Annotated in this window: 21 protein-coding genes; 10 read left to right on the plus strand and 11 right to left on the minus strand. The window is 70.6% G+C overall.

What is annotated here, in order from left to right:
* Nucleotides 1-8: 8 nt before the first annotated feature.
* Entirely contained in the window at nucleotides 9-1,358 is a 1,350-nt protein-coding gene (argA, locus tag QM782_RS00555; RefSeq protein ID WP_415200994.1) for an amino-acid N-acetyltransferase, read from the plus strand.
* Here the strand turns inward: argA and QM782_RS00560 are convergent, their stop codons facing one another.
* On the minus strand, nucleotides 1,359-2,984 hold the full coding sequence (locus tag QM782_RS00560) for an HD domain-containing phosphohydrolase (RefSeq protein WP_415200995.1): 1,626 nt from the start codon (nucleotides 2,982-2,984) through the stop codon (nucleotides 1,359-1,361). It abuts the gene before it with no gap.
* A 210-nt stretch (nucleotides 2,985-3,194) separates the two neighbouring features.
* Between QM782_RS00560 and aat the strand changes: the two genes are divergently transcribed.
* From aat to QM782_RS00575, 3 genes are read left to right on the plus strand one after another with little or no spacing between them, the layout of a single operon-like run.
* Entirely contained in the window at nucleotides 3,195-3,926 is a 732-nt protein-coding gene (aat, locus tag QM782_RS00565) for a leucyl/phenylalanyl-tRNA--protein transferase (protein ID WP_415205556.1), read from the plus strand.
* Nucleotides 3,923-4,669, plus strand: coding sequence for an arginyltransferase (locus tag QM782_RS00570; RefSeq protein ID WP_415200996.1), 747 nt, complete (start codon nucleotides 3,923-3,925; stop codon nucleotides 4,667-4,669). The genes aat and QM782_RS00570 overlap by 4 nt, the downstream gene beginning before the upstream one ends.
* Nucleotides 4,670-4,671: 2 nt before the next feature.
* Nucleotides 4,672-5,466: an IclR family transcriptional regulator gene (locus tag QM782_RS00575; protein WP_415205557.1), complete on the plus strand. Its 795-nt coding sequence runs from the start codon at nucleotides 4,672-4,674 to the stop codon at nucleotides 5,464-5,466.
* Nucleotides 5,467-5,484: 18 nt separating this feature from the next.
* On the opposite strand, the gene QM782_RS00580 is transcribed toward QM782_RS00575, so the two are convergent.
* The 7 genes from QM782_RS00580 to QM782_RS00610 form a co-directional block, all read right to left on the minus strand.
* Nucleotides 5,485-6,615 carry a serine hydrolase gene (locus tag QM782_RS00580; RefSeq protein WP_415200997.1) on the minus strand — a complete coding sequence of 377 codons (1,131 nt, stop codon included), beginning with the start codon at nucleotides 6,613-6,615 and terminating at the stop codon, nucleotides 5,485-5,487.
* 185 nt (nucleotides 6,616-6,800) lie between these two features.
* The gene (gene clpA, locus QM782_RS00585; protein ID WP_415200998.1) at nucleotides 6,801-9,140 is read right to left on the minus strand and encodes an ATP-dependent Clp protease ATP-binding subunit ClpA; all 2,340 of its coding nucleotides are present in this window, start codon (nucleotides 9,138-9,140) and stop codon (nucleotides 6,801-6,803) included.
* A gap of 69 nt (nucleotides 9,141-9,209) precedes the next feature.
* Nucleotides 9,210-9,569, minus strand: coding sequence for an ATP-dependent Clp protease adapter ClpS (gene clpS / locus QM782_RS00590; RefSeq protein WP_415200999.1), 360 nt, complete (start codon nucleotides 9,567-9,569; stop codon nucleotides 9,210-9,212).
* A 77-nt stretch (nucleotides 9,570-9,646) separates the two neighbouring features.
* The gene (locus QM782_RS00595) at nucleotides 9,647-10,108 is read right to left on the minus strand and encodes a SixA phosphatase family protein (RefSeq protein WP_415201000.1); all 462 of its coding nucleotides are present in this window, start codon (nucleotides 10,106-10,108) and stop codon (nucleotides 9,647-9,649) included.
* A gap of 3 nt (nucleotides 10,109-10,111) precedes the next feature.
* On the minus strand, nucleotides 10,112-12,202 hold the full coding sequence (gene ppk1 / locus QM782_RS00600; protein WP_415201001.1) for a polyphosphate kinase 1: 2,091 nt from the start codon (nucleotides 12,200-12,202) through the stop codon (nucleotides 10,112-10,114).
* Nucleotides 12,203-12,300: 98 nt separating this feature from the next.
* Nucleotides 12,301-15,831 (minus strand): DNA polymerase III subunit alpha, encoded by a 3,531-nt coding sequence (gene dnaE, locus QM782_RS00605; RefSeq protein ID WP_415201002.1) that lies wholly within the window; start codon nucleotides 15,829-15,831, stop codon nucleotides 12,301-12,303.
* A gap of 42 nt (nucleotides 15,832-15,873) precedes the next feature.
* Complete coding sequence (locus QM782_RS00610) at nucleotides 15,874-16,626, minus strand: siderophore-interacting protein (RefSeq protein ID WP_415201003.1); 753 nt, start codon at nucleotides 16,624-16,626, stop codon at nucleotides 15,874-15,876.
* A gap of 34 nt (nucleotides 16,627-16,660) precedes the next feature.
* On the opposite strand from QM782_RS00610, the gene QM782_RS00615 reads away from it, so the two are divergent.
* On the plus strand, nucleotides 16,661-17,194 hold the full coding sequence (locus QM782_RS00615) for a MarR family winged helix-turn-helix transcriptional regulator (protein ID WP_415201004.1): 534 nt from the start codon (nucleotides 16,661-16,663) through the stop codon (nucleotides 17,192-17,194).
* Here QM782_RS00615 and QM782_RS00620 read toward each other — a convergent pair.
* Nucleotides 17,139-17,828, minus strand: a complete 690-nt coding sequence (locus QM782_RS00620; protein ID WP_415201005.1) for a DUF599 domain-containing protein — start codon at nucleotides 17,826-17,828, stop codon at nucleotides 17,139-17,141. The genes QM782_RS00615 and QM782_RS00620 overlap by 56 nt on opposite strands.
* A gap of 28 nt (nucleotides 17,829-17,856) precedes the next feature.
* Here QM782_RS00620 and QM782_RS00625 point away from each other — a divergent pair, with 28 nt between their 5' ends.
* Complete coding sequence (locus QM782_RS00625; protein ID WP_415201006.1) at nucleotides 17,857-18,606, plus strand: sulfurtransferase; 750 nt, start codon at nucleotides 17,857-17,859, stop codon at nucleotides 18,604-18,606.
* A 490-nt stretch (nucleotides 18,607-19,096) separates the two neighbouring features.
* Here QM782_RS00625 and QM782_RS00630 read toward each other — a convergent pair whose 3' ends face one another.
* On the minus strand, nucleotides 19,097-19,975 hold the full coding sequence (locus QM782_RS00630) for a pirin family protein (protein WP_415201007.1): 879 nt from the start codon (nucleotides 19,973-19,975) through the stop codon (nucleotides 19,097-19,099).
* 58 nt (nucleotides 19,976-20,033) lie between these two features.
* Entirely contained in the window at nucleotides 20,034-20,735 is a 702-nt protein-coding gene (locus QM782_RS00635) for a pirin family protein (RefSeq protein WP_415201008.1), read from the minus strand.
* Between the two features lie 93 nt (nucleotides 20,736-20,828).
* Here QM782_RS00635 and QM782_RS00640 point away from each other — a divergent pair, with 93 nt between their 5' ends.
* From QM782_RS00640 to QM782_RS00655, 4 genes are read left to right on the plus strand one after another with little or no spacing between them, the layout of a single operon-like run.
* Nucleotides 20,829-21,782: a LysR family transcriptional regulator gene (locus QM782_RS00640; protein ID WP_415201009.1), complete on the plus strand. Its 954-nt coding sequence runs from the start codon at nucleotides 20,829-20,831 to the stop codon at nucleotides 21,780-21,782.
* Between the two features lie 9 nt (nucleotides 21,783-21,791).
* Nucleotides 21,792-22,889 carry an NAD(P)/FAD-dependent oxidoreductase gene (locus tag QM782_RS00645; protein WP_415201010.1) on the plus strand — a complete coding sequence of 366 codons (1,098 nt, stop codon included), beginning with the start codon at nucleotides 21,792-21,794 and terminating at the stop codon, nucleotides 22,887-22,889.
* Nucleotides 22,886-23,758: a tRNA glutamyl-Q(34) synthetase GluQRS gene (gluQRS, locus tag QM782_RS00650; protein WP_415201011.1), complete on the plus strand. Its 873-nt coding sequence runs from the start codon at nucleotides 22,886-22,888 to the stop codon at nucleotides 23,756-23,758. The genes QM782_RS00645 and gluQRS overlap by 4 nt, the downstream gene beginning before the upstream one ends.
* Before the next feature lie 22 nt (nucleotides 23,759-23,780).
* Nucleotides 23,781-24,332, plus strand: a complete 552-nt coding sequence (locus QM782_RS00655; RefSeq protein WP_415201012.1) for a nucleoside 2-deoxyribosyltransferase — start codon at nucleotides 23,781-23,783, stop codon at nucleotides 24,330-24,332.
* The last annotated feature ends 116 nt before the right edge of the window (nucleotides 24,333-24,448 follow it).

The following is a 24,448-nucleotide window of genomic DNA, read 5'->3' on the forward strand; positions in this document are numbered from 1 at the left end:
CGCCCATCATGTCCGCCGTCTTCAACTTCACCTTCGTCCCTTGGTTCCGCTCGGTCGCGCCGTACATCCACATGCACCGCGGCAAGACCTTCGTGGTCGGCATGGCTGGCGAGGCCATCGCGGCCGGCAAGCTGCACTCGATCGCGCAGGACCTGGCGCTGATCCAGGCCATGGGCGTGCGCATCGTGCTGGTCCACGGTTTCCGCCCGCAGGTCAACGAGCAGCTGCGGGCCAAAGGCCATGCAGCGCGGTATTCGCACGGCATGCGCATCACCGACGGCGTGGCGCTGGACTGCGCGCAGGAAGCCGCCGGCCAGCTGCGCTACGAGATCGAGGCCGCCTTCAGCCAGGGCCTGCCGAACACGCCGATGGCCGGCGCCACGGTGCGGGTGATCTCCGGCAACTTCATCACCGCGCGGCCGATCGGCATCGTGGACGGCGTGGACTTCCAGCACTCCGGCCTGATCCGCAAGGTGGACGTGGCGGGCCTGCTGCGCACGCTGGACATGGGGGCGCTGGTGCTGCTGTCGCCGTTCGGCTTCTCGCCCACCGGCGAGGCCTTCAACCTGGCGATGGAGGAGGTGGCGACCAGCGTGGCCACGGCGCTGCAGGCCGACAAGCTGATCTTCCTGACCGAGGTGCCGGGCATCCGCATGCAGCCGGGCGCGCCCGAGTCCGAGGACAACCCGATCGACACCGAGCTGCCGCTGGCCGCGGCCGAGCAACTGCTGGCCAGCCTGCCGGCGCCGCAGCAGCCGACCGACACGGGCTTCTACCTGCAGCACTGCGTGAAGGCCTGCAAGGCCGGCGTGGAGCGCAGCCACATCCTGCCGTTCGCGCTGGACGGCGCGCTGCTGCTGGAGATCTACGTGCACGACGGCATCGGCACGATGGTCATCGACGAGAAGCTGGAGAGCGTGCGCGAGGCCAGCAGCGACGACGTCGGCGGCATCCTGCAGCTGATCGAGCCGTTCGAGAAGGACGGCACGCTGGTCAAGCGCAGCCGCACCGAGATCGAGCGCGACATCCACCTGTACACCGTGGTCGAGCACGACGGCGTGATCTTCGGCTGCGCGGCGCTGTACCCCTACCCCGAGGCCAAGACCGCCGAGATGGCGGCGCTGACGGTCTCGCCGCAGAGCCAGGGCCAGGGCGACGGCGAGAAGATCCTGAAGCGCATCGAGCACCGTGCGCGCGAGGCCGGCTTCGGCAGCATCTTCGTGCTGACCACGCGCACCATGCACTGGTTCATCAAGCGTGGCTTCCAGCCGGTCGACCCGGAGTGGCTGCCCGAGGCGCGCAAGCGCAAGTACAACTGGGACCGGCGCAGCCAGGTGCTGGTCAAGAAGCTGGGCTGATCAGCGCGCCGCGGCCGGCGGCGCGACGTCCATCTGGTCGGCGTCGAGGAAGCGCTCGGCATAGCGCCGGTACACGCCCTCGCGCATGAACACGTCGAACAGGTCCGGGTCGATGTGGCCGGTCTTCTTCATGCGCACCATGATCTGCAGCGCCTGCGACACCTTCATGCCCTTCTTGTAGGGCCGGTCCGCCGCCGTCAGCGCCTCGAAGATGTCGGCGATGCCCAGCATGCGCGCCTGCAGCGACATCTGCTGGCGCGTCAGGCCCCGGGGGTAGCCGCGCCCGTCCATGCGTTCGTGGTGGCCGCCGGCGAACTCCGGCACGTTGCGCAGGTGCTTGGGCCAGGGCACCTGCTCCAGCATGCGGATGGTGGCGACGATGTGGTAGTTGATGACGCCGCGCTCGCGGGCCGTCAGCGTGCCGCGGCGGATCGACAGGTTCTCCAGCTCGTCGTCGCTCAGGAACGGCAGGTCCTCGCCCTGCGGCCCGCGCCAGCGGCGCGCATCGGACAGCGCCCGCAGGCGCTCCAGCGCCGCGTCGTCCAGCGATTCGCCGCCGATGTTGATCTTGTGCAGGAAGGCGCGGTCGTCCAGCAGCGCCTGCTGCTGCGCCGCCAGGTCCTCGGCGATGCGCGCGTCGGCCGCCGCGTCGGTGCAGGGTCGCAGGGCCAAATGGCGCCGGAGCGCGGCGATCTCGGCGTCGCGCCTGAGCACCTCGATGCGCGTGTCCAGCAGCGCGATGCGGTCGAACAGCGTCTGCAGCTTGGTGGCCTTGTCGACCAGGTGGACCGGCGTGGAGATCTTGCCGCAGTCGTGCAGCGGCCCGGCGATCTTCAGCTCGTAGCGGTCCCGGTCGCTCATCCTGAAGCTGGCCAGCGGGCCCTCGGCCGTCGCATCCACGGCCTCGGCCAGCATCATGGTCAGCTCAGGCACCCGGTTGCAGTGGTTGCCGGTGTAGGGCGACTTGTCGTCGATCGCCATGTTGATCAGCCGGATGAAGGACTCGAACAGTTCCTCCATCTGGATGATCAGCAAGCGGTTCGACAGCGCGATCGCCGCTTGCGAGGCCAGCGACTCGGCCAGTCGCTGGTCGGATTCGGAGAAGGTCACGACGCGGCTGCCGCCCGGCTCCTGGGCGTTGATCAGCTGCAGCACGCCGAGCACCTCGCCCTCGTGGTTCTTCATCGGCACCGTCAGGAACGACTGCGAGCGGTAGCCGGTCCGCGCGTCGAAGGCCCGCGTGCCCGAGAAGTCGAAGCCCGCGTGCGCATAGGCGTCGGCGATGTTGACGGTACGGGCGTGGATCGCCGCGTGCGTGGCGACCATGGCGTCGTTGAAGCTGCCGTCGGCGTTGACCAGCGGCAGCGGGGCGAAGTCGATCGGGCGGCCGGTCGTGCCGCCGAGGAAGAGTCCCAGCGAATGCGTCCGCATGATCTCGAAGCGCAGCGCGCTGCCGTCCTCGGTCAGCCGGTACAGCGTGCCACCGTCGGCCCGCGTGATCTCCTTGGCCGCGACCAGGATGCCTTCCAGCAGCGCATCGGTATCGCGCTCCTTCGACAGGGCGGCGCCGATCGCATTGAGCTGCTCGAGGCGGGCCAGCAGATCGCCTACGGAATCCGCCGCCACCTGACGTCCTTGTCGCGCTGCATGCAGTTCACATCACGGTAGGCATTTGTCTGGACGATGTTACATAAAACACGAAGCGGACGATTCCCGCGGTCCATTGGGGCATGATCCGGCCATGTCGGCCGTTCACCGCCCCTTGAAGCGCCCGCTGGACCGGGCCCGGCGGGGCGTGTGGTGACGCGTCCGCGCCAGGCTGCGCTGCCCTGGCTGATGCCGGGCGAGCCGCTGCCGCCGGTCGAGCAGGCCTGGGGCCTGGACGAACCGGCGCCCGGCCTGCTGGCGGCCGGCGGCAGCCTGGACGTGGACAGCCTGCATGCGGCCTACCGCTGCGGCGCCTACCCCTGGTTCAGCGAGGGCCAGCCCATCCTGTGGTGGAGTCCGGACCCGCGCATGGTGCTGGAAGTGGCGAACTTCCGGCTGCACCGCTCGCTGCGCAAGACGCTGCAGCGCTTCACCGCCGCGCCGGACTGCGAGGTGCGCTTCGACAGTGCCTTCGGCCAGGTGATCCGGGCCTGCGCCGACAGTCCGCGCGTCGGCCAGAGCGGCACCTGGATCGTCGACGACATGGTGCAGGCCTACGAGCGGTTGCACGCGGCCGGCATCGCCCACAGCGTGGAAACATGGAGCCGCGGCCGGCTGGTCGGCGGGCTGTACTGCATCGTGCTGGGGCGGGCGGTGTTCGGCGAGTCCATGTTCAGCCGCGCCACCGATGCCTCCAAGATCGCGCTGGCCGCGCTGGTGGCCTGGTGCCGCGTGCACGGCGCGACGCGCATCGACTGCCAGCAGAACACGCGGCACCTGGCCTCCCTCGGCGCGGCAGAAATCGCCCGCGCCGACTTCGTCGCCCAGCTGCGCCAGGATGTCCGCGCCCCCACCCCGCCCTGGCAGTTCGACCCCGTATACTGGTCCGCGTTGTTCACCCCAGTGTCCCGGACCGCGTGACCCATCTGAACGATCTGCCGCTGCAGGCACTGCAGTTTTACGCCACCGCGCCCTATCCGTGCAGCTATCTGCCGGACCGCCAGGCCCGGTCGCAGGTCGCCACGCCGGGCCATCTGATCCACAGCGACACGTATTCCGAACTGGTGCAGGCCGGATTCCGCCGCAGCGGCATGTTCACCTACCGCCCCCATTGCGATGGCTGCCAGGCCTGCATGCCGCTGCGCGTGCTGGCGCGTCCGTTCCAGCCCGACCGCAGCCAGCGCCGCGCCTGGAACCGCCACGCGGACCTGCGGGCCCGGGTGCTGAAGCTGTGCTTCGTGCCCGAGCACTACCAGCTCTACCTGCGCTACCAGAACGGCCGCCATGCCGGCGGCGGCATGGACCACGACAGCATCGACCAGTACACCCAATTCCTGCTGCAGAGCCGCGTCAACTCGCGCCTGGTGGAATTCCACGCACCCGGCAAGGACGGCGGGCCACGCCAGCTCAAGATGGTGTCGATCCTGGATATCCTGAACGACGGCCTGTCGGCGGTGTACACCTTCTACGAACCCGAGCCCCGGGCCAGCTACGGCACCTACAGCGTGCTGTGGCAGATCGAGCAGGCCCGCAGCCTCGGTCTGGACTACGTGTACCTGGGGTACTGGATCGCCCAGAGCGACAAGATGAACTACAAAGCCCGCTTTCACCCCCACCAGCTGCTGGTCGACGGGCAGTGGCGCGACCACGCGCCCACGCCATGACGATGAAGAGGAGCGATCCGTCGTCGGGCGGCACCCCGACCGTGCAGGTCATCGAGCGCATGTTCGCGCTGATCGACGTGCTGGCCTCGCGCGAGGATCCGATGTCGCTGAAGGAGATCAGCGAGAAGGCCGGGCTGCACCCCTCGACCACGCACCGCATCCTGAACGACCTGGCGATCGGCCGCTTCGTCGACCGGCCCGAGCCGGGCACCTACCGCCTGGGCATGCGTCTGCTGGAGCTAGGCAACCTGGTCAAGGGTCGGCTCAGCGTGCGCGATGCGGCGCTGGGCCCGATGCGCGAACTGCACCGGCTGATCCAGCAGCCGGTGAACCTGAGCCTGCGCCAGGGCGACGAAATCGTCTACATCGAGCGCGCGCTGTCCGAGCGTTCGGGCATGCAGGTGGTCCGCGCCATCGGCGGCCGCGCGCCGCTGCACCTGACCTCGGTCGGCAAGCTGTTCCTGGCGATGGACGATCCGCAGCGCGTACGCGCCTATGCCGCGCGCACCGGGCTGGCCGGCCACACCCGCAACAGCCTGACGCAGCTGCCGCAGCTCGAGCGCGAACTCGCCAAGGTCCGGCAGACCGGCATCGCGCACGACAACGAGGAGCTGGAGCTGGGCGTGCGCTGCATCGCCGCCGGCATCTACGACGACCAGGAGCGGCTGGTGGCCGGCCTGTCGATCTCCGCGCCGGCCGACCGGCTGGACGAATCCTGGCTGCCCAAGCTGCAGCGCACGGCCGACGACATCTCGGTCGCGCTGGGCTGCCACGGGCGCAGCGAAGCGCCGGCCTGACGCGGCAGGGCCACCAGGTCAGTGCCGGGTCGACACCGGCACCAGCTTCACCGCGCTGGCGCTGCCGGCCGTGATGGCTGCGCCGGCCTGGGCCTCCACCCACTTGCGTACGCGCTCGGCATCGCCGATGCGGCTCAGCTTGCCGGCCGAGTCGAGGAACACCATGATCAGCTTGCGGCCGGCGATGTGCGCCTGCATGACCAGGCATTGGCCGGCCTCGGAGATGTAGCCGGTCTTCTGCAGGCCGATTTCCCAATGGGGATTCTTCACCAGGCGGTTCGTGGTGCTGAACTGCAGCGTGCGGTGGCCGACGTCCACCTCGTAGCTGGGCGACGTGGACAGCTCGCGGATCGTCGGCTCCCGGTAGGCCGCGGCCACCAGCAACGCCAGATCATGCGCGCTGGACTGGTTGCTCGGCGACAGGCCGGTCGGCTCGACGTAGCGGGTGTCCTTCATGCCCAGCATCATGGCCTTGGCGTTCATGCGGCTGACGAAGGTGGCCATGCCCCCCGGGAAGGTCCGGCCCAGCGCATGCGCCGCGCGGTTCTCGCTGGACATCAGCGCCAGGTGCAGCAGCTCGCCGCGCGTCAGCGTGGTGCCGACGCTCAGGCGCGAGCGGCTCCACTTCTCGGTGTCCACGTCGTCCTGCGTGATCGTGATCAGCTCGTCCATCGGCAACCGCGCCTCGTTGACGATGACGCCGGTCATCAGCTTGGTCAGCGAGGCGATCGGCAGCACCGCGTTCTCGTTCTTGCGCAGCAGCACCTCGTCGGTCTCCTGGTCCACCACCAGCGCCACGCTGGACTGCAGTTCCAGCGGGTCGTCGGCCGCATGCAGGCCGGCCAGTTGCCCGAAGGAGGGCCGCGCCGGAACGATGGCCACCGCACGCGGCAGCTCCACGCGCTTGCGACCGCGGATGCTGACCTTGATCGGCTGGTGCCTGGCACTCGCAGCAGTGGCCACGGCCTTGCCGTGGATCCTGGCCTTGACCTTAGCCTTGGGCGCCGCCGCGACCTGCCGCTTCTCGGCGACGACCTTCTTCTTGCGCGGTGCGGCTTCTGCGTTCGGCCACGCCAGCGCGAGCAGGCAGCCGAAGATCAGCAGGGTTTGCAGAAGACGGTGCAGGTTGAAGAATCGACGAGAAAACATGCATCCACCTATTGAGAAACCGTGCCGGGTTCTGGAGTGTATCCACACTGAAAACTCTGCGCAAGATCAACGACTTGCGAGAATAACTTAAAGTCGGCCGGCGATTGTCGCCGGCGGTGGACGGAAACAGAAAGGCCGGCCCTTCGGGCCGGCCTTTCGAGGCAGAGATCAAGCTGTATGCAAGATCAGCTGGCAGTGGCCTCCTCGGCCTCGGGCCGGGGCTTGCCTTCCTTCTTGGGCAGCGGCGTGATGTCCAACTGCACCTCGCCGACCTCGCCGCCCTTCTCGTCCTTGGACAGCGCGATGTCGACGACCAGGCGCCCGCCGTCGGTCAGGCGGCCGAACAGCAGTTCGTCGGCCAGCGCGCGGCGGATCGTGTCCTGGATCAGGCGCTGCATCGGCCGCGCGCCCATCAGCGGGTCGAAGCCCTTGCGCGCCAGGTACTTGCGCAGCGCATCGGTGAAGGTGACCTCGACCTTCTTCTCGGCGAGCTGCTGTTCCAGCTGCAGCAGGAACTTGTCCACGACGCGCAGGATGATGACCTCGTCCAGCGGCTTGAAGCTGACGATGGCGTCCAGCCGGTTGCGGAACTCGGGCGTGAACAGGCGCTTGATGTCGGCCATCTCGTCGCCCGCCTCGCGCGGGTTCGTGAAGCCGATGGTCGCCTTGTTCATGGTCTCGGCGCCCGCATTCGTCGTCATGATGATGATGACGTTGCGGAAATCGGCCTTGCGCCCGTTGTTGTCCGTCAGCGTGCCGTGGTCCATGACCTGCAGCAGCACGTTGAAGATGTCCGGGTGCGCCTTCTCGATCTCGTCGAGCAGCAGCACCGCGTGCGGCTTCTTCGTGACGGCCTCGGTCAGCAGCCCACCCTGGTCGAAGCCCACGTAGCCCGGGGGCGCGCCGATCAGCCGGCTCACGGCATGCCGCTCCATGTACTCCGACATGTCGAAGCGGATCAGCTCGATGCCCAGGATGTAGGCCAGTTGCTTGGCGGCTTCGGTCTTGCCAACGCCGGTGGGGCCGCTGAACAGGAAGGCGCCGATCGGCTTGTCGCCCTTGCCCAGGCCCGAACGCGCCATCTTGACGGAGGACGCCAGCACTTCCAGCGCCTTGTCCTGGCCAAACACCACGCTCTTGAGGTCACGCTCCAGCGTCTGCAGCTTGCTACGGTCGTCGTTGGACACGTTCGCCGGCGGGATGCGCGCGATCTTGGCCACGATTTCCTCGACCTCGCTGCGGCCGATGGTCTTCTTGCGCTTGGAGGCGGTCAGGATGCGCTGGGCCGCGCCGGCCTCGTCGATCACGTCGATCGCCTTGTCGGGCAGGTGCCGGTCGTTGATGTACTTGGCCGACAGCTCGGCCGCGGCCTGCAGCGCGGCCGTGGCGTACTTGACGCTGTGGTGCTCCTCGAAGCGCGACTTCAGACCCTTCAGGATCTCGATCGTCTGCTCCACCGTCGGCTCGACCACGTCGACCTTCTGGAAGCGCCGCGACAGCGCCGCATCCTTCTCGAAGATGCCGCGGTACTCGGTGAAGGTGGTCGCGCCGATGCACTTGAGCGCACCGGAGCTCAGCGCCGGCTTGAGCAGGTTGGAAGCGTCCAGCGTGCCGCCCGAGGCCGCGCCGGCGCCGATCAGCGTGTGGATCTCGTCGATGAACAGGATGGCGTTGGGCTTGTCCTTCAGCGACTTGAGCACGCCCTTCAGGCGCTGCTCGAAATCACCGCGGTACTTGGTGCCGGCCAGCAGCGCGCCCATGTCCAGCGAGTAGACCTGGGCCTCGGCCAGGATCTCGGGCACGTCCTTCTGCGTGATGCGCCAGGCCAGGCCCTCGGCGATCGCGGTCTTGCCGACGCCGGCCTCGCCGACCAGCAGCGGGTTGTTCTTGCGCCGGCGGCACAGGATCTGGATCACGCGCTCGACCTCGTACTCGCGGCCGATCAGCGGGTCGATCTTGCCCTCCTTGGCGAACTGGTTCAGGTTCTGCGTGAACTGCTCCAGCGGCGAAGCCTTCTCGTTCTTCTCGGCCGCGCCCTCCTCGCTCTCGGCCTGGGGCTCGCTGGACTTGGTCGGCTCCGGCGGGTCGCTCTTCTTGATGCCGTGGGCGATGAAGTTCACCACGTCCAGCCGCGTGACGCCCTGCTGGTGCAGGTAATAGACGGCGTGCGAATCCTTCTCGCCGAAGATCGCCACCAGCACGTTGGCGCCGGTCACTTCCTTCTTGCCGCTGCCGGTGGACTGCACGTGCATGATGGCGCGCTGGATCACGCGCTGGAAACCCAGCGTGGGCTGGGTGTCCACGTCGTCCGTGCCGGCGACCTGGGGCGTGTTGTCCTTGATGAAGTTGGTCAGCGACTTGCGCAGGTCGTCGATGTTGGCCGAGCAGGCCCGCAGCACCTCGGCGGCGCTGGGGTTGTCCAGCAGGGCTAGCAGCAGGTGTTCGACCGTGATGAACTCGTGGCGTTGCTGGCGTGCCTCCACGAAGGCCATGTGCAGACTGACTTCCAATTCCTGGGCGATCATGAAGATTCCTTTGACACCGTGCTGATAACGTGCGCTCTACTTGGGTGTGGATGCCGGCCTTTCAACCTGTCATTCCACAGGCTCGCTGACGCATTGCAGCGGGTGACCCGCCTGACGAGCCGCCTCCAGGACCTGGTCGACCTTGGTGGCCGCCACGTCTTTCGAATACACGCCACAGACTGCTTTGCCATCCAGGTGGATCTTGAGCATGATCTGCGTCGCCGTCTCCTTGTCCTTGCTGAAGTACTCCTGGATGACCACGACGACGAACTCCATCGGTGTGTAGTCGTCGTTGAGCATCACGACCTGGTACATCTGCGGCGGCTTGACCCGCTGGGTACGCCGCTCGAGCACGACCGATCCGCCGTCGTCCGGCGCCGAAGGCTGCACCTTCGGCTGCACAGGTTTGGAGGGAGTTTTGGTGGCCATGCGGCCATTCTATCGATCGGTATTCCCTCGCGCAGTGGCCGCAGTTCACAGCCCTGCCGGGCGGTGGAGGCGGTCCGTCAGACGGTTTCGGGCGCGTGGACGGCGACCACCACGGTCTGGCGCTGGCCGTCGCGTTCGCGGCTGCGCAGCCACCACAGCGCGCCCTTGCGCACCGGCACTTCCGGCACCGTGGTCTGCAGCAGCTGGGCCACCGTCCGGCCCAGCGTCGGCTGGTGGCCTACCACGACGACGACGCCCTTGCCGGACGGCCATTGCACGGCCTCCAGCAGGTCCTGCGGCGTGGCGCCGGGTGCCAGCTCCGGCCGCACCTTGGCCTTGCGGCCCAGCGCGTCGGCCGTCTGCACCGTGCGCCGGGCCGGGCTGCACAGGATGCGTGCGCCGTCCGGCAGCTGGCGGTCCAGCCAGGCCGCGACGCGGCCGGCCTGCTTGAGGCCCCGTGCGGTCAGCTCGCGCCCCAGGTCGCTGCCGTCGGGGCTGTCGTCATGCGCCTCGGCATGGCGCCACAGGATCAGGTCCATCTCTCACGCACTCCTTGGCTTGGCATGCAGCAGCACCAGTGCCTGCTGCGCACTGTGGCGCTGGCCGTCCGGCCCCGCGCAGTCGTCGGCCCGGACGTAGCGGCCGTCCGGCCCCAGCGCCCAGGCGTCGCAGCCGTCGTGCAGGTAGGGCACCAGGCATTCGTCGATCACGCGCTGGCGCAGGGCCGGATCGTCGACCGGCCAGGCGACCTCGATCCGGCGCAGCATGTTGCGGCTCATCCAGTCGGCGCTGGACAGGTACAGCTGCTCGTCCTCGCCGTCGCGGAAGTAGAACACGCGCGTGTGCTCCAGGAACCGGCCGACCACGGAGCGCACGCGGATGTTGTCGGACACCCCCGGCAGCTGCGCCGGCAGCACGCAGGCGCCACGCACGACCAGGTCGATGCGCACGCCCTGCTGGCCGGCGTGCAGCAGCGCGCGCACCAACTGCTCGTCGGTCAGCGCGTTGGCCTTGACGATGATCCGGGCCGGCCGGCCGGCCGCCGCCGCCGCGGCCATGGCCGCGACGCGCTCGAGCATGGCCTTCTGCAAATGGAACGGCGCGACCAGCAGCCGCGCCATGTGCGCCAGCCGGCTCTGGCCGGCGATGTGCACGAAGACCTGTTCCATGTCCGCCGTCAGCGCCGGGTCGGCCGTGAAATAGCTCAAGTCTGTATACAGCCTCGCCGTGCGCGGGTTGTAGTTGCCGGTGGACAGATGGCCGTAGCGCCGCAGGCGCCGCCCTTCCCGCCGGGTGATCAGCAGCATCTTGGCGTGGGTCTTCAGGCCCACGACGCCATAGACCACCTGGGCGCCGATGCCTTCCAGCATCTCGGCCCAGTTGATGTTGGCCTCCTCGTCGAAGCGGGCCTTCAGTTCCACGACCACCATGACCTCCTTGCCGCGGCGCACGGCCTCGCGCAGCAGGCCCATCAGCTCGGGGTCGCTGCCGGTGCGGTAGATGGTCTGGCGCACGGCCAGCACGTCGGGATCGTGCACCGCCTCGCGCAGCAGCGCCGGCACGGCCTCGAAGCTCTCGAACGGCTGGTGCACCAGCACGTCGCCCTCGCGCAGGCGCTCGAACATCGAGCCCTCGACCGGAAAGCCGCGCGGCCAGGCCGGCTGGTGCTCCGGGAACAGCAGCCGCGGCGCATCGGCCAGGTCGATCAGCTGCGCCAGCCGGCCCAGGTTCACCGGACCGTGCACCCGGTACAGCGACAGCGCGGACAGCTTGAACTGCTGCAGCAGGAAATCCGACAGCCGCGGGTCGCAGCTGGCCGAGACCTCCAGCCGCGCGGCCTGGCCGTAGTGCCGGTACTCCAGGCCCTGGCGCAACGCGGTGCGCAGGTCGTCGACTTCCTCCTCGTCGATCGCGAGATCCGAGTGGCGCGTGACGCGGAACTGCGAGAACTGCCCGACCTGCCGGCCCGGGAACAGCTCGGCGAGGTGCGCGCGGATCACGCTGGACAGCAGCACCACCTGCGTGCGCCGGCCCGGGCGCTTGTCCGGCAGCCGGATCAGCCGCGGCAGCACGCGCGGCACCTTGACGATGGCGATGTCGTTCTCGCGGCCGAAGGCGTCCAGCCCGGTCAGCTGCACGATGAAGTTCAGCGACTTGTTGGCGACCAGCGGAAACGGGTGCGCCGGGTCCAGCGCGGTCGGCGCCAGCAGCGGGCGCACCTCGCGCTCGAAGTACTGGTGCACCCAGCGGCGCTGCTCGGCGTCGCGCTCGCCGTGCGAGACGATCTTGATGCCCTCGCGCTCCAGCGCCGGCTGCAGCACCTCGTTGAACAGCGCGTACTGGCGCTCGACCAGACCGTGCACCGCATCCGACAGCGCGCGGAACGACTCCGGCGCATAGGCCGCATCGCCGGCGCGCCGGCCGGCCGCATCCAGGTGGGCCGCGGCGCGGACCTCGAAGAACTCGTCCAGGTTGGAGGAGACGATGCACAGGTAGCGCAGCCGCTCCAGCAGCGGCACGTCGTCGCGCCGCGCCCAATCGAACACCCGCTCGTTGAAGGCCAGGATGCTGTGGTCGCGGTCCAGCAGCGGAACCGCCGCGGCGGCATCGGCGGCAGGCGGGACGAGGGACATGGGAAGGTGGCTGCGGAATGCGGGGTGCAAAGCGTCCGGCCAGTGTCGCGCCGGATCATGACGGTTTCATGTCAAACGCATGACAACCTGCCGCCACCTCATTCGTAGACGACCGCGGCCCGGCCCTCGTGCGCCTGGGCACGGAAGCCGGCCAGCGCGGCATCGGTCGGGAAGAAGCGGCTGTCCTCCAGCCGCACCGCGTCCTCGGCCAGGAAGTCGGCGAACCGCAGCGACAGCCGGAGCGGCAGGCCACGCACCAGTTCGCCGTGCTCGGACATCTCGGTCTTCGCCGGAAAGTCCTGCAGCAGCTGCGCGATGGCCGGCGGCTTGCAGCCACCGGCACCGTTGGTGCGGTCCACCTGCACGCGCAGGAACTTGCCGAAGCGGCAGCGCGCGCCGGCCAGGTCCCAGATTTGCTGCACGGTCAGCTGCATGCCGCCGCTGAAGCGGTCCGGCTGCAGCCGGCCCATCACCACGATCATCTCGTCGTCCTTCAGCACGTCCTTGTGCTGCAGGATCAGCGCCTCGTCGGCGCGCGCCTCGATCGTGCCGGCCTTGTCGTCCAGCTTGAACAGCGCGAGCTTGCCGCGCTGGCCGTTGATCACGCGCAGGTCGGTCACGATGCCGGCGAACAGCTGCGGCTCGCGCGTGTCGAGCAAGTCGTCGAGCCCGCGCTTGACGAACTGGCGCACCTCGCGCGCGACCTCGTCGAACAGGTGGCCCGAGAGATAGAAGCCGATGGCCGACTTCTCGTACGTCAGCTGCTCCTTCACGCCCCAGGGCAGGGCCTCGACCAGGTCGGGCTCCTTGGTGCTGGAGGCATGCGAATCCAGCATGTCGAACAGCCCGGCCTGGTTGGCGTTCGCCGCGCTGACGTTGGCGAACTCGAAGGCGCGGTCGATCGACGCCACCAGCGCCGCCCGGTTGCGCTGCAGGCTGTCGAAGGCGCCGGCCTTGATCAGCGCCTCCAGCGTGCGCTTGTTCAGGCGCGTGCGGTCCACGCGCAGGCAGAAGTCGTACAGGCTGGTGAACGCCCCGCCCTCGCTGCGCGCGGCGACGATGGCCTCGATCGCCTGCTGGCCCGTGCCTTTGATCGCGCCCAGGCCGTAGCGGATGACCGTGTCCGTGACCGGCTCGAAGCGGTACCCGCCGCGGTTCACGTCCGGGAACTCGAACGTGAGCCCCATCTTCAGCGCGTCCTCGTACAACACCTTGAGCTTGTCGGTGTCGTCCATTTCCACGGTCATGTTGGCGCAGAAGAACTCGGCCGTGTAGTGCACCTTGAGCCAGCCGGTATGGTAGGCCAGCAGCGAGTAGGCGGCGGCGTGCGACTTGTTGAAGCCGTAGCCGGCGAACTTCTCCATCAGGTCGAACACCTCGTCGGCCTTGTCCTGGGAGATGCCGTTCTTGGCCGCGCCGGCGCGGAAGATCGCCCGGTGCTCGGCCATCTCCTCGGCCTTCTTCTTGCCCATGGCGCGGCGCAGCATGTCGGCGCCGCCCAGCGAGTAGCCGCCCAGGATCTGCGCGGTCTGCATGACCTGCTCCTGGTAGACCATGATGCCGTAGGTCTCCGACAGCATCTCGGCCACCATCGGGTGCGGGTACTCCACCTCCTCGCGGCCGTGCTTGCGGTTGACGAAGCTGGGGATCAGGTCCATCGGGCCCGGCCGGTACAGCGCGTTCAGCGCGATCAGGTCTTCCAGCCGCGTCGGCCTGGCGTCGCGCAGCATGCCCTGCATGCCGCGCGATTCGAACTGGAACACCGCCTCGGTCTTGCCTTCCTGGAACAGCTTGTAGGTCGCCCTGTCGTCCAGCGGGATGTCGGCGTAGTCGAAGTTCTCCCGGCCCTTGTGGCGCCGGACGATGAATTCGCGCGCGATCTCCAGGATGGTCAGCGTCGCCAGGCCCAGGAAGTCGAACTTCACCAGGCCGATCGCCTCCACGTCGTCCTTGTCGTACTGGCTCACGGCCGAGTCGCTGCCGGGCTGCTGGTACAGCGGGCAGAAGTCGGTCAGCTTGCCGGGCGCGATCAGCACGCCGCCGGCGTGCATGCCGATGTTGCGCGTCATGCCCTCGAGCTTCTGCGCGTACTCGATGATGGTGCGCACGTCCTCCTCGTCCTGGATGCGCTGGGCCAGCACCGGCTCCATCTCGATCGCGTAGTTGTTCTTGTCGCCGTCCTTCTTCGGCTCGGGCGGGTATTGCAGCGTGACCGACATGCCCGGCTTGTTCGGGATCAGCTTGCTGATGCCGTCGCAGAAGGTGTAGCTCATGTCCAGCACGCGGCCGACGTCGCGGATCGCCGCGCGCGCGGCCATGGTGCCGAAGGTGGCGATCTGGCTCACGGCCTCCTTGCCGTACTTCTGCTTCACGTAGTCGATCACGCGGTCGCGGTTGCTCTGGCAGAAGTCGATGTCGAAGTCGGGCATGGACACCCGCTCCGGGTTCAAGAAGCGCTCGAACAGCAGCTTGTAGTGCAGCGGGTCCAGGTCGGTGATCTTCAGCGCGTAGGCCACCAGCGAGCCGGCGCCCGAGCCGCGGCCCGGGCCGACCGGGCAGCCGTTCTGCTTGGCCCAGTTGATGAAGTCGCCCACGATCAGGAAGTAGCCCGGGAAGCCCATCTTCAGGATGGTCTCGATCTCGAACTCCAGCCGCTCCAGGTAGCGCGGCCGCTCGGCGTCGCGCCGGGCCGGATCGGGATACAGGTGGGCCAGCCGCTCCTCCAGGCCCTCGCGCGAGACGTGGCGGAAGTAGTCCTCGGTGGACAGCTGCCGGCCGTCGACCGGCGGGATCGGGAAGTCCGGCAGCTGCGGCTTGCCCAGCACCAGCGTCAGGCTGCAGCGCCTGGCGATCTCGACCGTGTTGGCGATGGCCGAGGGCACGTCGGCGAACAGCGCCTGCATCTGCGCCCCGCTCTTGAAATACTGCTCGCGCGTGAAGCGCCGCACGCGGCGCTGGTTGGCCAGGATCTCGCCCTCGGCGATGCAGACGCGGGCCTCGTGCGCGTCGTAGTCGTTGGCGGTGGTGAACTGCACCGGGTGCGTGGCGACGACCGGCAGGTTCAGGCGCCCGGCCAGCGCCACGGCGGCGGCCACGTGCGACTCGTCGTCGGGCCGGCCGGCGCGCTGCAGTTCCAGGTAGAAGCGGTGCGGAAAGATGCCGGCCAGCTGCAGCGCCAGCGCGCCGGCGCGCGCGGCGTCGCCCTGCACCAGCGCCTGGCCGACCGGGCCGGCCTGCGCGCCCGACAGGCAGATCAGCCCGGCGTTCAGTTCCTGCAGCCAGGCCAGCCTGGCCACGGCCTGGGCCTTGACCACGTTCTGCGTCCAGGCCCGCGCCAGCAGCTCGCACAGGTTCAGGTAGCCCTGGCGGTCCTGGACCAGCAGCACGATGCGCGAGGTGGCGGCCGGGTCCTGGCCCAGGCCCTCGATCTGCACTTCGGCGCCGATCACCGGCTTGACGCCCTTGCCGCGCGCGCCCTTGTAGAACTTGATGGCGCCGAACAGGTTGTTCAGGTCGGTGATGGCGAGCGCGGGCTGGCCGTCGGCCGCGGCCAGCGCGACCAGGTCGTCGATGCGGTTGGTGCCGTCGACGACGGAAAACTCGGTGTGGAGGCGCAGGTGAACGAACATCCGGGCGATTCTAGGGATGCGCCCCTGGCCGGCGCCCCCTGCTCAGGCCGGGTCGCCCAGGTTCTCGTGGTGGGCGGCGGCGCCGCGCTTCCAGTAGGCCGCGGCGCGGATCGCGCGGCGGTCGTGGCCCTTGTCCTCGACCAGGATGCGGCGCACGGCCGCGGCCACGCCGGCCTCGGCACCGCACCAGCAGTAGCCCTCGCCGGCCGGCAGCGCGATGGCGCGCACCGCGTCCAGCAGCGCGGCGTCGTCGTCGGCCCACTGCAGGTCCAGCGCGGCGGCGCAGGCCAAGGCCGGGCGGTCGGCCGGCGCCACCTGCAGCCGCACGATGGCGCGCGTGCCGGCCGGCAGTTCCTCCAGCCGGCGCGCCACGGCCGGCAGCGCGGTCTCGTCGCCCACCAGCACGTGCCAGTCGTAGTCCACCGGCACCACGAAGGAACCGCGCGGCCCGGCCACGGTCAGCGGCTGGCCGGGCGCGGCCTGGCGCGCCCAGTCGGCGGCCGGGCCGTCGCCGTGCAGCGCGAAGTCGATGACCAGCTCGCACGCCTGCGTGTCGTAGCGGCGCGGCGTGTAGTCGCGTGCGACCGGCTCGCCGGCCGTCGGGAAGAACACCTTCACGTGGTCGTCGAACGAGGCGCTGACGAAGTCGGCCAGCGCCTCGCCGCCGAACACGATGCGGCGCATGCCGGGGCTCACCGCCTCCACGCGCCGGACCGTGAGCGCGCGGCGCCGGATCTCGTGGCGCACGCGCTGCACCTGCCGGCCGGCGGCCGCCGCGGAAGATTCATGGGACATGGGATTCACCAGTTGGTTGATAATGTCATCCATCATGCGTGAAGCAGTTGATAAAGTCAACCATCGACCGGGGCAAGACCCTGCGGACGACGAGGTTCTGGAGCTGGTGCACCAGGTCATGCACCGCTTCCGTGCCCGCCTGTTCCAGGCGCTGCGCCAGGGCCCCGGCGCGCTGACGCACATGGAAAGCAAGGTGCTGGGCTTCTTCGCCCGCCGGCCCGGCGCGACGCAGAGCGACCTGATCCAGCACACCGGCCGCGACAAGGCGCAGCTGGCGCGGCTGGTCAAGGGACTGCGCGAGGCCGGCCTGCTGGACGGCGAGCCCGACGCCCAGGACCGCCGCAGCCTGCGCCTGCGGCCGACCGAGCGCGGCCTGGCGCTGCAGCGCGCGCTGCACGAACAGGCACGGCGGCTGCAGGCCGAGGCCGTCGCCGGGCTGTCCGGCGAGGAGCAGGCGCAGCTGCTGGCGCTGTTGGGCCGGGTGCGCGAGAACCTCGACGCCGGCGAGCCGTTCAGTCCCGCAGCACGTGCAGCACCTCGGAGTGGAACTCGCGGCGGAACAGGATGAAGATCACCGCCGCCGCGGCCAGCGCGAACGCCATGGTCGAGAACACCCAGGCCGTCGCGGCGAACGACATGTAGTAGGCGCGCAACCCGTCGTTGAAGGTCTCCGCCGCCATGCCCAGCATCTTGCCGGCGCGGTCGGCGAAATGCTTGCGGTCGTACTTGCCGGAGGCGAAGTCCTCCGGGTCCGGCATCGAGCCGATCACCAGCGCGGCGAAGGTGTACTGCCGCATCGACCAGGTGAAGCGGAAGAAGGCATAGATGAAGATGCCGGTCAGCAGCAGCACCTTCAGGTCGAACACCTGGGCCGAGGTGCGCACCGCGAACGGGATCTCGCCCATCACGTCGGCCACCTTGTCGGTGGCGCCCAGCAGCGCCAGCAGGCCGCCGATGATCAGGATCGTCGTCGACGCGAAGAACGAGGGGCTGCTCGCCAGGCCCTGGGTGATGATGCCGTCCAGCATGCGCGGGTTGCGCGCCGTGGCCTGCACCATCCAGTAGCGCCGATAGCGGTTGGTGGTCTGCAGCAGCGTGGCGCGCTGGCTGTCGCGCGAATAGGCCGCGTAGCCCAGCCACAGCCCGAAGAACCAGACCAGCGCCAGCCAGTCGTACCAGGGCAGGAACGAGAGTGCCTTCATGGCCGCGCATGGTACGGATAATCGCGCCGTGAACGCCGTCCTGAACATCTCCGCCTACAAGTTCGTGCCCCTGGCCGACGCGCCCGCGCTGCGCGAGCGCCTGCTGGAGCGCGCCACCGCCCTGGACCTGAAAGGCACCGTGCTGCTGGCCGGCGAAGGCATCAACCTGTTCGTCGCGGGCGCCGAGGCGGCCGTGCGCGACTTCGTCGCCACGCTGCGCGCCGACCCGCGCCTGGCCGACCTGGCGCCCAAGGAAAGCTGGTCGGCCACGCAGCCGTTCCGACGGATGCTGGTCAAGGTCAAGCGCGAGATCATCCGCATGGACCAGCCGCAGATCCGGCCCGACTTCAGCCACGACGGCGGCCGTGCGCCGGCCGTCCCGGCCGCCACCGTGCGCCGCTGGCTGGACGCCGGCCGCGACGACGACGGCCGCCCGGTGGTCACGCTGGACACGCGCAACGCCTTCGAGGTGGACTGCGGCGCCTTCGACGGCGCGATCGACTGGCGGCTCGGCAAGTTCAGCGACTTCCCGGCCGCGCTCGCCGCGCACCGCGCCGAGCTGGAAGGCAAGACCGTCGTCAGCTACTGCACCGGCGGCATCCGCTGCGAGAAGGCCGCGCTGCTGATGCGCGCCGCCGGCCTCGCGCACGTCTACCAGCTCGAGGGCGGCATCCTCAAGTACTTCGAGGAAACCGGCGGCGCGCACTTCCACGGCGACTGCTTCGTGTTCGACGAGCGCGAGGCGCTGGCCAGCGACCTGAACGCGCGCCGCGGCTGAACGGCCAGGAGGCGCCTGCCTGCGCCCACCCAGGCAGGTGGCCGTGCCCGGCCGCTCCGTGCCGGCACGGCACCGGCGGCGCCCTCGGCAGCCATCAACCTGAAAACAGCAGTTGACTGGCCGGAACGCAGGCAAGTGCTTGCCGCTCCTTGGCATGGATCGACTGTGCGACTGACCCATTCGGAACTGCTCCGCAGTTGCCGAAAACGGCCGCAACCGCTTGCCAATACCTGTTTTCTTTGTTCCCGACATCACCCAACTGCCGTTTCCAGGGTGAATGGATCGATCGCGCCGACGACGGGGGGCACCGGGCCCCAGGCGCACGGCAGGCGCCGCCCTGGCTGGTGCCAAGGCCAGGACGGCAACGCCCACGTGCGGCCCGGCATGCCTCGGCCCGACCCAAGGGCGAGGCCCCGGGCACGGCGATGGCGAACCGGGTGAACACGCATCGGAACTGCGTGGGCGCGAGGGACGCGTCCACACCGGCTTCTCAGCCGGCGAAGCGGCGCTCCGGCAGCGGCAGGGCCCCGGTCTCGCCCGGCACCGGCGCGAAGCGGCCGGCCTCCCAGTCGGCGGCGGCCTGCACGATCAGCTCCTTGCGGCTGGCCACGAAGTTCCACCACATGTGGCGGTGGCCCAGGGGCGCGCCGCCGATCACGGCCAGCCGCGCCGGCCGGCCGCTGCGCACGGTGACCGCGCGGCCGGAGGGCAGCACCGCCATCTGCCGCGCGGCCACGCGCTCGCCGTCGATGTCCAGGTCGGCATCGACCGCGTAGACCGCCTGCTCGTCGGCCAGCGGCGGCAGCACGAAGGCCGCGCCGGCAGACAGCGCGATGTCCAGGTACAGCGTCTCGGAAACGGTCGCGACCGGCGAGGTGCAGCCGAAGGCCCGGCCGACCAGCACGCGCACCGGCGCGCCGTCGATGTCGCACTGCGGGATCTGCTCGGCCGGCGTGTGCTGGAAGCTCGGCGCATCCTGCTCGTGCGCCAGCGGCAGCGCGGCCCACAGCTGCAGGCCGTGGTTGACGTAGGTCTGCCGTGCCAGCCGCGCGGGCCGGCGCTCGGAATGGACGATGCCGCGGCCGGCCGTCATCCAGTTGACGGCGCCGGGGCGGATTTCCTGCCCGTAGCCCAGGCTGTCGCGGTGGACGATCGCGCCCTCGAACAGGTAGGTCACCGTGGCCAGGCCGATGTGCGGGTGCGGCCGCACGTCGTGGTCGTCCTCGGGCCGCTGCTCGGCCGGCCCGAAATGGTCGAAGAACAGGAACGGGCCGACGCCCTGGCGCGGCGCCGAGGGCAGCAGCCGGCGCACGACGAAGCCGCCGCCGAGATCCTTCTCGTGCCCGTTCAACAACAGCTCGATGGCCATGCGCGCTCCCTGGGTCGTGGACCGGGCCAGTGTATGCAGTCGGTGCGCCCGGCGGACGTCAGGCCGCGAGATCGAACACCAGCACTTCGGCGTCCCGGCCCGCGTCCAGCCGGATCTCCGGTTCGCCGGCCAGCAGCGCGGCATCGCCGCCGGCCAGGCGCTGGCCGTTGACGCTCAGCGCGCCGCGCACCAGGTGCACGTAGGCCTTGCGCGCCGGGTCCAGCGCCAGCCGGGCCTGCTCGTCGCCGTCGAACAGGCCTGCGTACAGCGCCGCGTCGGCATGCATGGTCACCGAGCCGTCGGCGCCGTCGCGCGAGGCGACCAGCCGCAGCCGGCCGCGCTTGTCCTCGGGCGCGAAGCGCTTTTGCTCGTAGCTCGGCGGCACGCCGCGCCGGTCCGGCGCGATCCAGATCTGCAGCAGGTGCGTGGCCTGGTCCGGCGCATGGTTGAACTCGCTGTGCAGCACGCCGCTGCCGGCGCTCATGCGCTGCACGTCGCCGGGCGGAATGGCCTTGACGTTGCCCAGCGTGTCCTGGTGCGCCAGCTCGCCGGACAGCACGTAGCTGATGATCTCCATGTCGCGGTGGCCGTGCGAGCCGAAGCCGGTGCCGGGGGCGATGCGGTCCTCGTTGATGACGCGCAGGTTGCCCCAGCCCATGTGCGCGGGATCGTGGTAGCCGGCGAACGAGAAGCTGTGGAAGGACGTGAGCCAGCCGTGGTCGGCGTAGCCGCGGTCGGCAGACTTGCGCAGGGTCAGCATGGGGGACTCCTTTCGATGCCAGCACTTTAGGCCGCCGCCATGCAAAGACAATGCACGCCTGTTGCCGCCATCGTTCAAACGCGCTGAATCCGCATGCCCCCCGCCACCCCCAGCCCCCGTGACGTGCTGACGCCCGACGCGCTGGCCATGCTGGCCGCGATCGCCGATACCGGCAGCTTCGCCGCCGCGGCGCGCACGCTCGGCCTGGTGCCCAGCGCGCTGACCTACCGCGTGCGCCAGATCGAGGACGCGCTGGACGTGCTGCTGTTCGACCGCAGCGCGCGCCAGGCCCGGCTGACCGAGGCCGGCGCCGAGCTGATGCGCGAGGGCCGCCGCCTGCTGCACGAGATCGACGCCGTGGCCAACCGGGTGCGCCGCGTGGCCACCGGCTGGGAGCCGCAGCTGACGCTGGCGGTGGACAGCGTGATCTCGCGCAGCACGATGCTGGACCTGTGCGAGGCCTTCTACGCGATCGCGCCGCCGACGCGCCTCAAGCTGCGCGAGGAGGTGCTGTCGGGCACGCTGGAGGCGCTGCTGACCGGCGAGGCCGACCTGGCCATCGGCGTGGCCGTGCAGGGCGGCACCGCGCGCGACCTGCAGATCCAGCCGCTGGGCCGCCTGCGCTTCGTCTACGCGATGGCGCCGCGCCATCCGCTGGCCGGGGCGCCGGAGCCGCTGGCCGACGCGCTGATCCAGCAGCACCGCGCCGTGGCCGTGGCCGACACGGCGCGGCGCGCCAACCTCACGCTGGGCCTGCTGGGCGGGCAGGACGTGCTGACCGTGCCCACCATGCACGCCAAGCTACAGGCCCAGCTGCGCGGCCTGGGCTGCGGCTTCCTGCCCGAGAACCTGGCGCGGCCATACCTGCAGGCGGGCCAGCTGGTGGCGCGGCGCGTGCAGCGGCCCGAGCGCGTGGTCGAGGTCGGCTACGCCTGGCATGCACCCTCCGGCGGCCTGGGCCTGGGCCGCGCGCTGCAGTGGTGGCTGCAGCAGCTGCAGAGCCCGGCCACGCGCGCGGCGCTGCTGAACGCGCCCCACGGCGTGTAGAGTCGGCGCATGACCAAGAAGCCCCAGCGCACCGGAACGGCCTCCTCGACACGCGCCGCGCCCCGGCACATCGCCATCGTCGGCGCCGGCATGGCGGGCATCGCCTGCGCGCGCACGCTGGTCCAGGCCGGCCACCGCGTGCGGCTGTTCGAGCGCAACGCGCTGGCCGGCGGGCGCATGGCCACGGCCGACAGCGCGTTCGGCGGCTTCGACCACGGCGCCCAGTACTTCACCGTGCGCGACCCGCGCTTCCAGCGGGCGCTGGAGCAGGCCGCGCCGCGCCTGTGCAAGCGCTGGAGCGCCAACACCGTGCACGTGCTGGACCCGCATGGCCGCGTGGCCGCCGCCGCGCTGTCGACCGGCGAGCCGCACTGGGTGCCGGTGCCGGGCATGCAGGCGCTGCCGCAGCACTGGGCCGCCCCGCTGCAGGCCGCGCAGGCCATCGAGTTCGGCACCCAGGTGACGGCCATCGCCCCCGACCGGCTGCAGGCCCGGCAGTGGCAGCTGTCCACCGAGGGCATGGCCGGCGCGCCCGACGCGCAGCGCGTGTTCGGCGGCTTCGACGACGTGGTGCTGGCGGTGCCCGCCGCGCAGGCGCTGCAGCTGCTGCGCGCCAGCAGCCTGGCGCCGGCGCTGCAGCAGCGGCTGCAGGCGGTGCAGGCCGGCCCCTGCTGGACGCTGCTGCTGGCCTTTCCGCAGGCGCAGCAGGCCGGCCTGCCGCACCTGGGCCCGCAGTGGAACGCCGCGCGCAGCACGCACCACCGCATCGCCTGGCTGGCGCGCGAGAGCTCCAAGCCCGGGCGCGGCCCGATCGAGCGCTGGACCGTCCAGGCCTCCACCGCCTGGTCGGCCGAGCACCTGCAGGACGATGCGCCGCGCGTGCAGGCCAAGCTGCGCCGCGCCTTCGAAGAAGTCACCGGCATCCGCGCCGAGCCGGCCTTCGCCGCGGCCCACCTGTGGCACCAGGCGCAGACGCTGGCGCCGCTGGGCGACAGCCACGTCCGCGACGCGGCGCTGCGCATCGGCCTGGCCGGCGACTGGTGCCTGGGCCAGCGCGTGGAGGACGCCTTCCTGTCCGGGCTGGAGCTGGCACTCGCGATGGCATGACGGCGCCGGGCTACGTCGGCCGCTTCGCGCCCTCGCCGACCGGCCCGCTGCACGCCGGCTCGCTGGTCGCCGCGCTGGCCAGTTGGCTGGACGCCCGCGCGCACAGCGGCCGCTGGCTGGTGCGCATCGAGGACGTGGACGCGCCGCGCTGCCCCGGCGGCATGGACGCGCTGATCCTGCAGCAACTCACCGCCTGCAGCCTCGTGCCCGACGCGCCGCCGGTGCGCCAGTCGCAGCGCGGCGCGCCGTACCAGTCGGCGCTGGACCGGCTCGCCGCCGCCGGCCTGGCCTATCCCTGCGCCTGCTCGCGCAGCGAGATCCTGGCCGCGCTGCAGGCGCGCGGGCAAGAACCGCAGCGCCACGGCGAACTGGTCTACCCCGGCACCTGCCGCGGCGGACTGCGCGGCCGGCCGGCGCGCGCCTGGCGCCTGCGCGTGCCGGCCGGGCCGCCGCTGGCCTGGCACGACCGCCGGCTCGGCCCGCAGCAGCAGGACGTGGCCGCCGCGGTCGGCGACTTCGTGCTGCGCCGCGCCGACGGCCTGTGGGCCTACCAGCTCGCCGTGGTCGTGGACGACGCCGCGCAGGGCATCACCGACGTCGTGCGCGGCGAGGACCTGGCCGACAACACGCCGCGCCAGATCCTGCTGCAGCGCGCGCTCGGCCTGCCGACGCCGCGCTACCTGCACACGCCGCTGGTGCTGGGCGCGGACGGCGAGAAGCTGTCCAAGCAGAACGGCGCCGCCGCACTGGACCTGCGCGCGCCCGCCGAAGCGCTGCAGGCCGCAGCCGCAGCATTGGGCCTGCCGGCGGCGGCCGGCGGGCCGGCCGAGCGGCTGGCGCACTGGGCCGCCGCCTGGCCGTACCGCTGAAGCGCGCGGCGACAATGCCGCGATGCCGCTTCCCCGCATCTACCTGGCCGGCCCGGACGTGTTCCGGCCCGACGCCGCCGAGGTCTTCGCTCGGCTGAAGGCCTGCTGCGCCCGCCTGGGCCTCGAAGGGCTGGCCCCGGCCGACGGCGGCCCGCACGCCGGCCCGGCGCCCGACGGCGACGCGCTGGCCCAACGCATCTACGCCGCCAACATCGCGCTGATCCGGTCCGCCGACGGCCTGGCCGCGAACCTGATGGACTTCCGCGGGCTGGAGCCGGACTCCGGCACCGTGTTCGAGGTCGGCTACGCCGTCGCGCTCGGCAAGCCGGTCGTGGCCTACGGCGTGCGGCCCGGCAGCTACGCCGAGCGCGTGGCCGCGGCGCTGCCCTGCGCGCACGACGGCGCCGGCGTGCTGCGCGAGACCGCCAGCGGCCTGATGGTCGAGGGCCTGGGCCAGCGGCTGAACCTGATGCTCAGCCGCTCGGCCGGGCTGGCCGACACGGCCGAGGCCGCGCTGCAGCAGCTGGCCGCCCGGCTGGGCGCGGCGGCCGCTCCCTACAATCCCGCCGCGTGAACACGCCCTCCTCTCCCGCCGCCGACGCACCCGCCGCGGCCGCCGGCCACCCCCCTGCGGGCACAGCCCATCCGGGCACAGCCCATCCGGGCACAGCCCATCCGGGCACAGCCCAT

The organism is Pseudorhodoferax sp. (genome assembly GCF_047601025.1).
In the GTDB taxonomy this organism is placed as follows: domain Bacteria; phylum Pseudomonadota; class Gammaproteobacteria; order Burkholderiales; family Burkholderiaceae_C; genus Pseudorhodoferax.

Bases quoted from the DNA above. Each gene is read 5' to 3' on its own strand.
- QM782_RS00580 (WP_415200997.1), bottom strand. From the start codon at position 6,615: ATGTTTTCTCGTCGATTCTTCAACCTGCACCGTCTTCTGCAAACCCTG.
- QM782_RS00615 (WP_415201004.1), top strand. From the start codon at position 16,661: ATGCGTGAAGCAGTTGATAAAGTCAACCATCGACCGGGGCAAGACCCT.
- aat (WP_415205556.1), top strand. From the start codon at position 3,195: ATGCCGGGCGAGCCGCTGCCGCCGGTCGAGCAGGCCTGGGGCCTGGAC.
- QM782_RS00635 (WP_415201008.1), bottom strand. From the start codon at position 20,735: ATGCTGACCCTGCGCAAGTCTGCCGACCGCGGCTACGCCGACCACGGC.
- argA (WP_415200994.1), top strand. From the start codon at position 9: ATGTCCGCCGTCTTCAACTTCACCTTCGTCCCTTGGTTCCGCTCGGTC.
- gluQRS (WP_415201011.1), top strand. From the start codon at position 22,886: ATGACGGCGCCGGGCTACGTCGGCCGCTTCGCGCCCTCGCCGACCGGC.
- QM782_RS00655 (WP_415201012.1), top strand. From the start codon at position 23,781: ATGCCGCTTCCCCGCATCTACCTGGCCGGCCCGGACGTGTTCCGGCCC.
- QM782_RS00640 (WP_415201009.1), top strand. From the start codon at position 20,829: ATGCCCCCCGCCACCCCCAGCCCCCGTGACGTGCTGACGCCCGACGCG.
- clpA (WP_415200998.1), bottom strand. From the start codon at position 9,140: ATGATCGCCCAGGAATTGGAAGTCAGTCTGCACATGGCCTTCGTGGAG.
- QM782_RS00610 (WP_415201003.1), bottom strand. From the start codon at position 16,626: ATGTCCCATGAATCTTCCGCGGCGGCCGCCGGCCGGCAGGTGCAGCGC.
- QM782_RS00595 (WP_415201000.1), bottom strand. From the start codon at position 10,108: ATGGACCTGATCCTGTGGCGCCATGCCGAGGCGCATGACGACAGCCCC.
- clpS (WP_415200999.1), bottom strand. From the start codon at position 9,569: ATGGCCACCAAAACTCCCTCCAAACCTGTGCAGCCGAAGGTGCAGCCT.
- QM782_RS00645 (WP_415201010.1), top strand. From the start codon at position 21,792: ATGACCAAGAAGCCCCAGCGCACCGGAACGGCCTCCTCGACACGCGCC.
- QM782_RS00630 (WP_415201007.1), bottom strand. From the start codon at position 19,975: ATGGCCATCGAGCTGTTGTTGAACGGGCACGAGAAGGATCTCGGCGGC.
- QM782_RS00575 (WP_415205557.1), top strand. From the start codon at position 4,672: ATGAAGAGGAGCGATCCGTCGTCGGGCGGCACCCCGACCGTGCAGGTC.
- dnaE (WP_415201002.1), bottom strand. From the start codon at position 15,831: ATGTTCGTTCACCTGCGCCTCCACACCGAGTTTTCCGTCGTCGACGGC.
- ppk1 (WP_415201001.1), bottom strand. From the start codon at position 12,202: ATGTCCCTCGTCCCGCCTGCCGCCGATGCCGCCGCGGCGGTTCCGCTG.
- QM782_RS00620 (WP_415201005.1), bottom strand. From the start codon at position 17,828: ATGAAGGCACTCTCGTTCCTGCCCTGGTACGACTGGCTGGCGCTGGTC.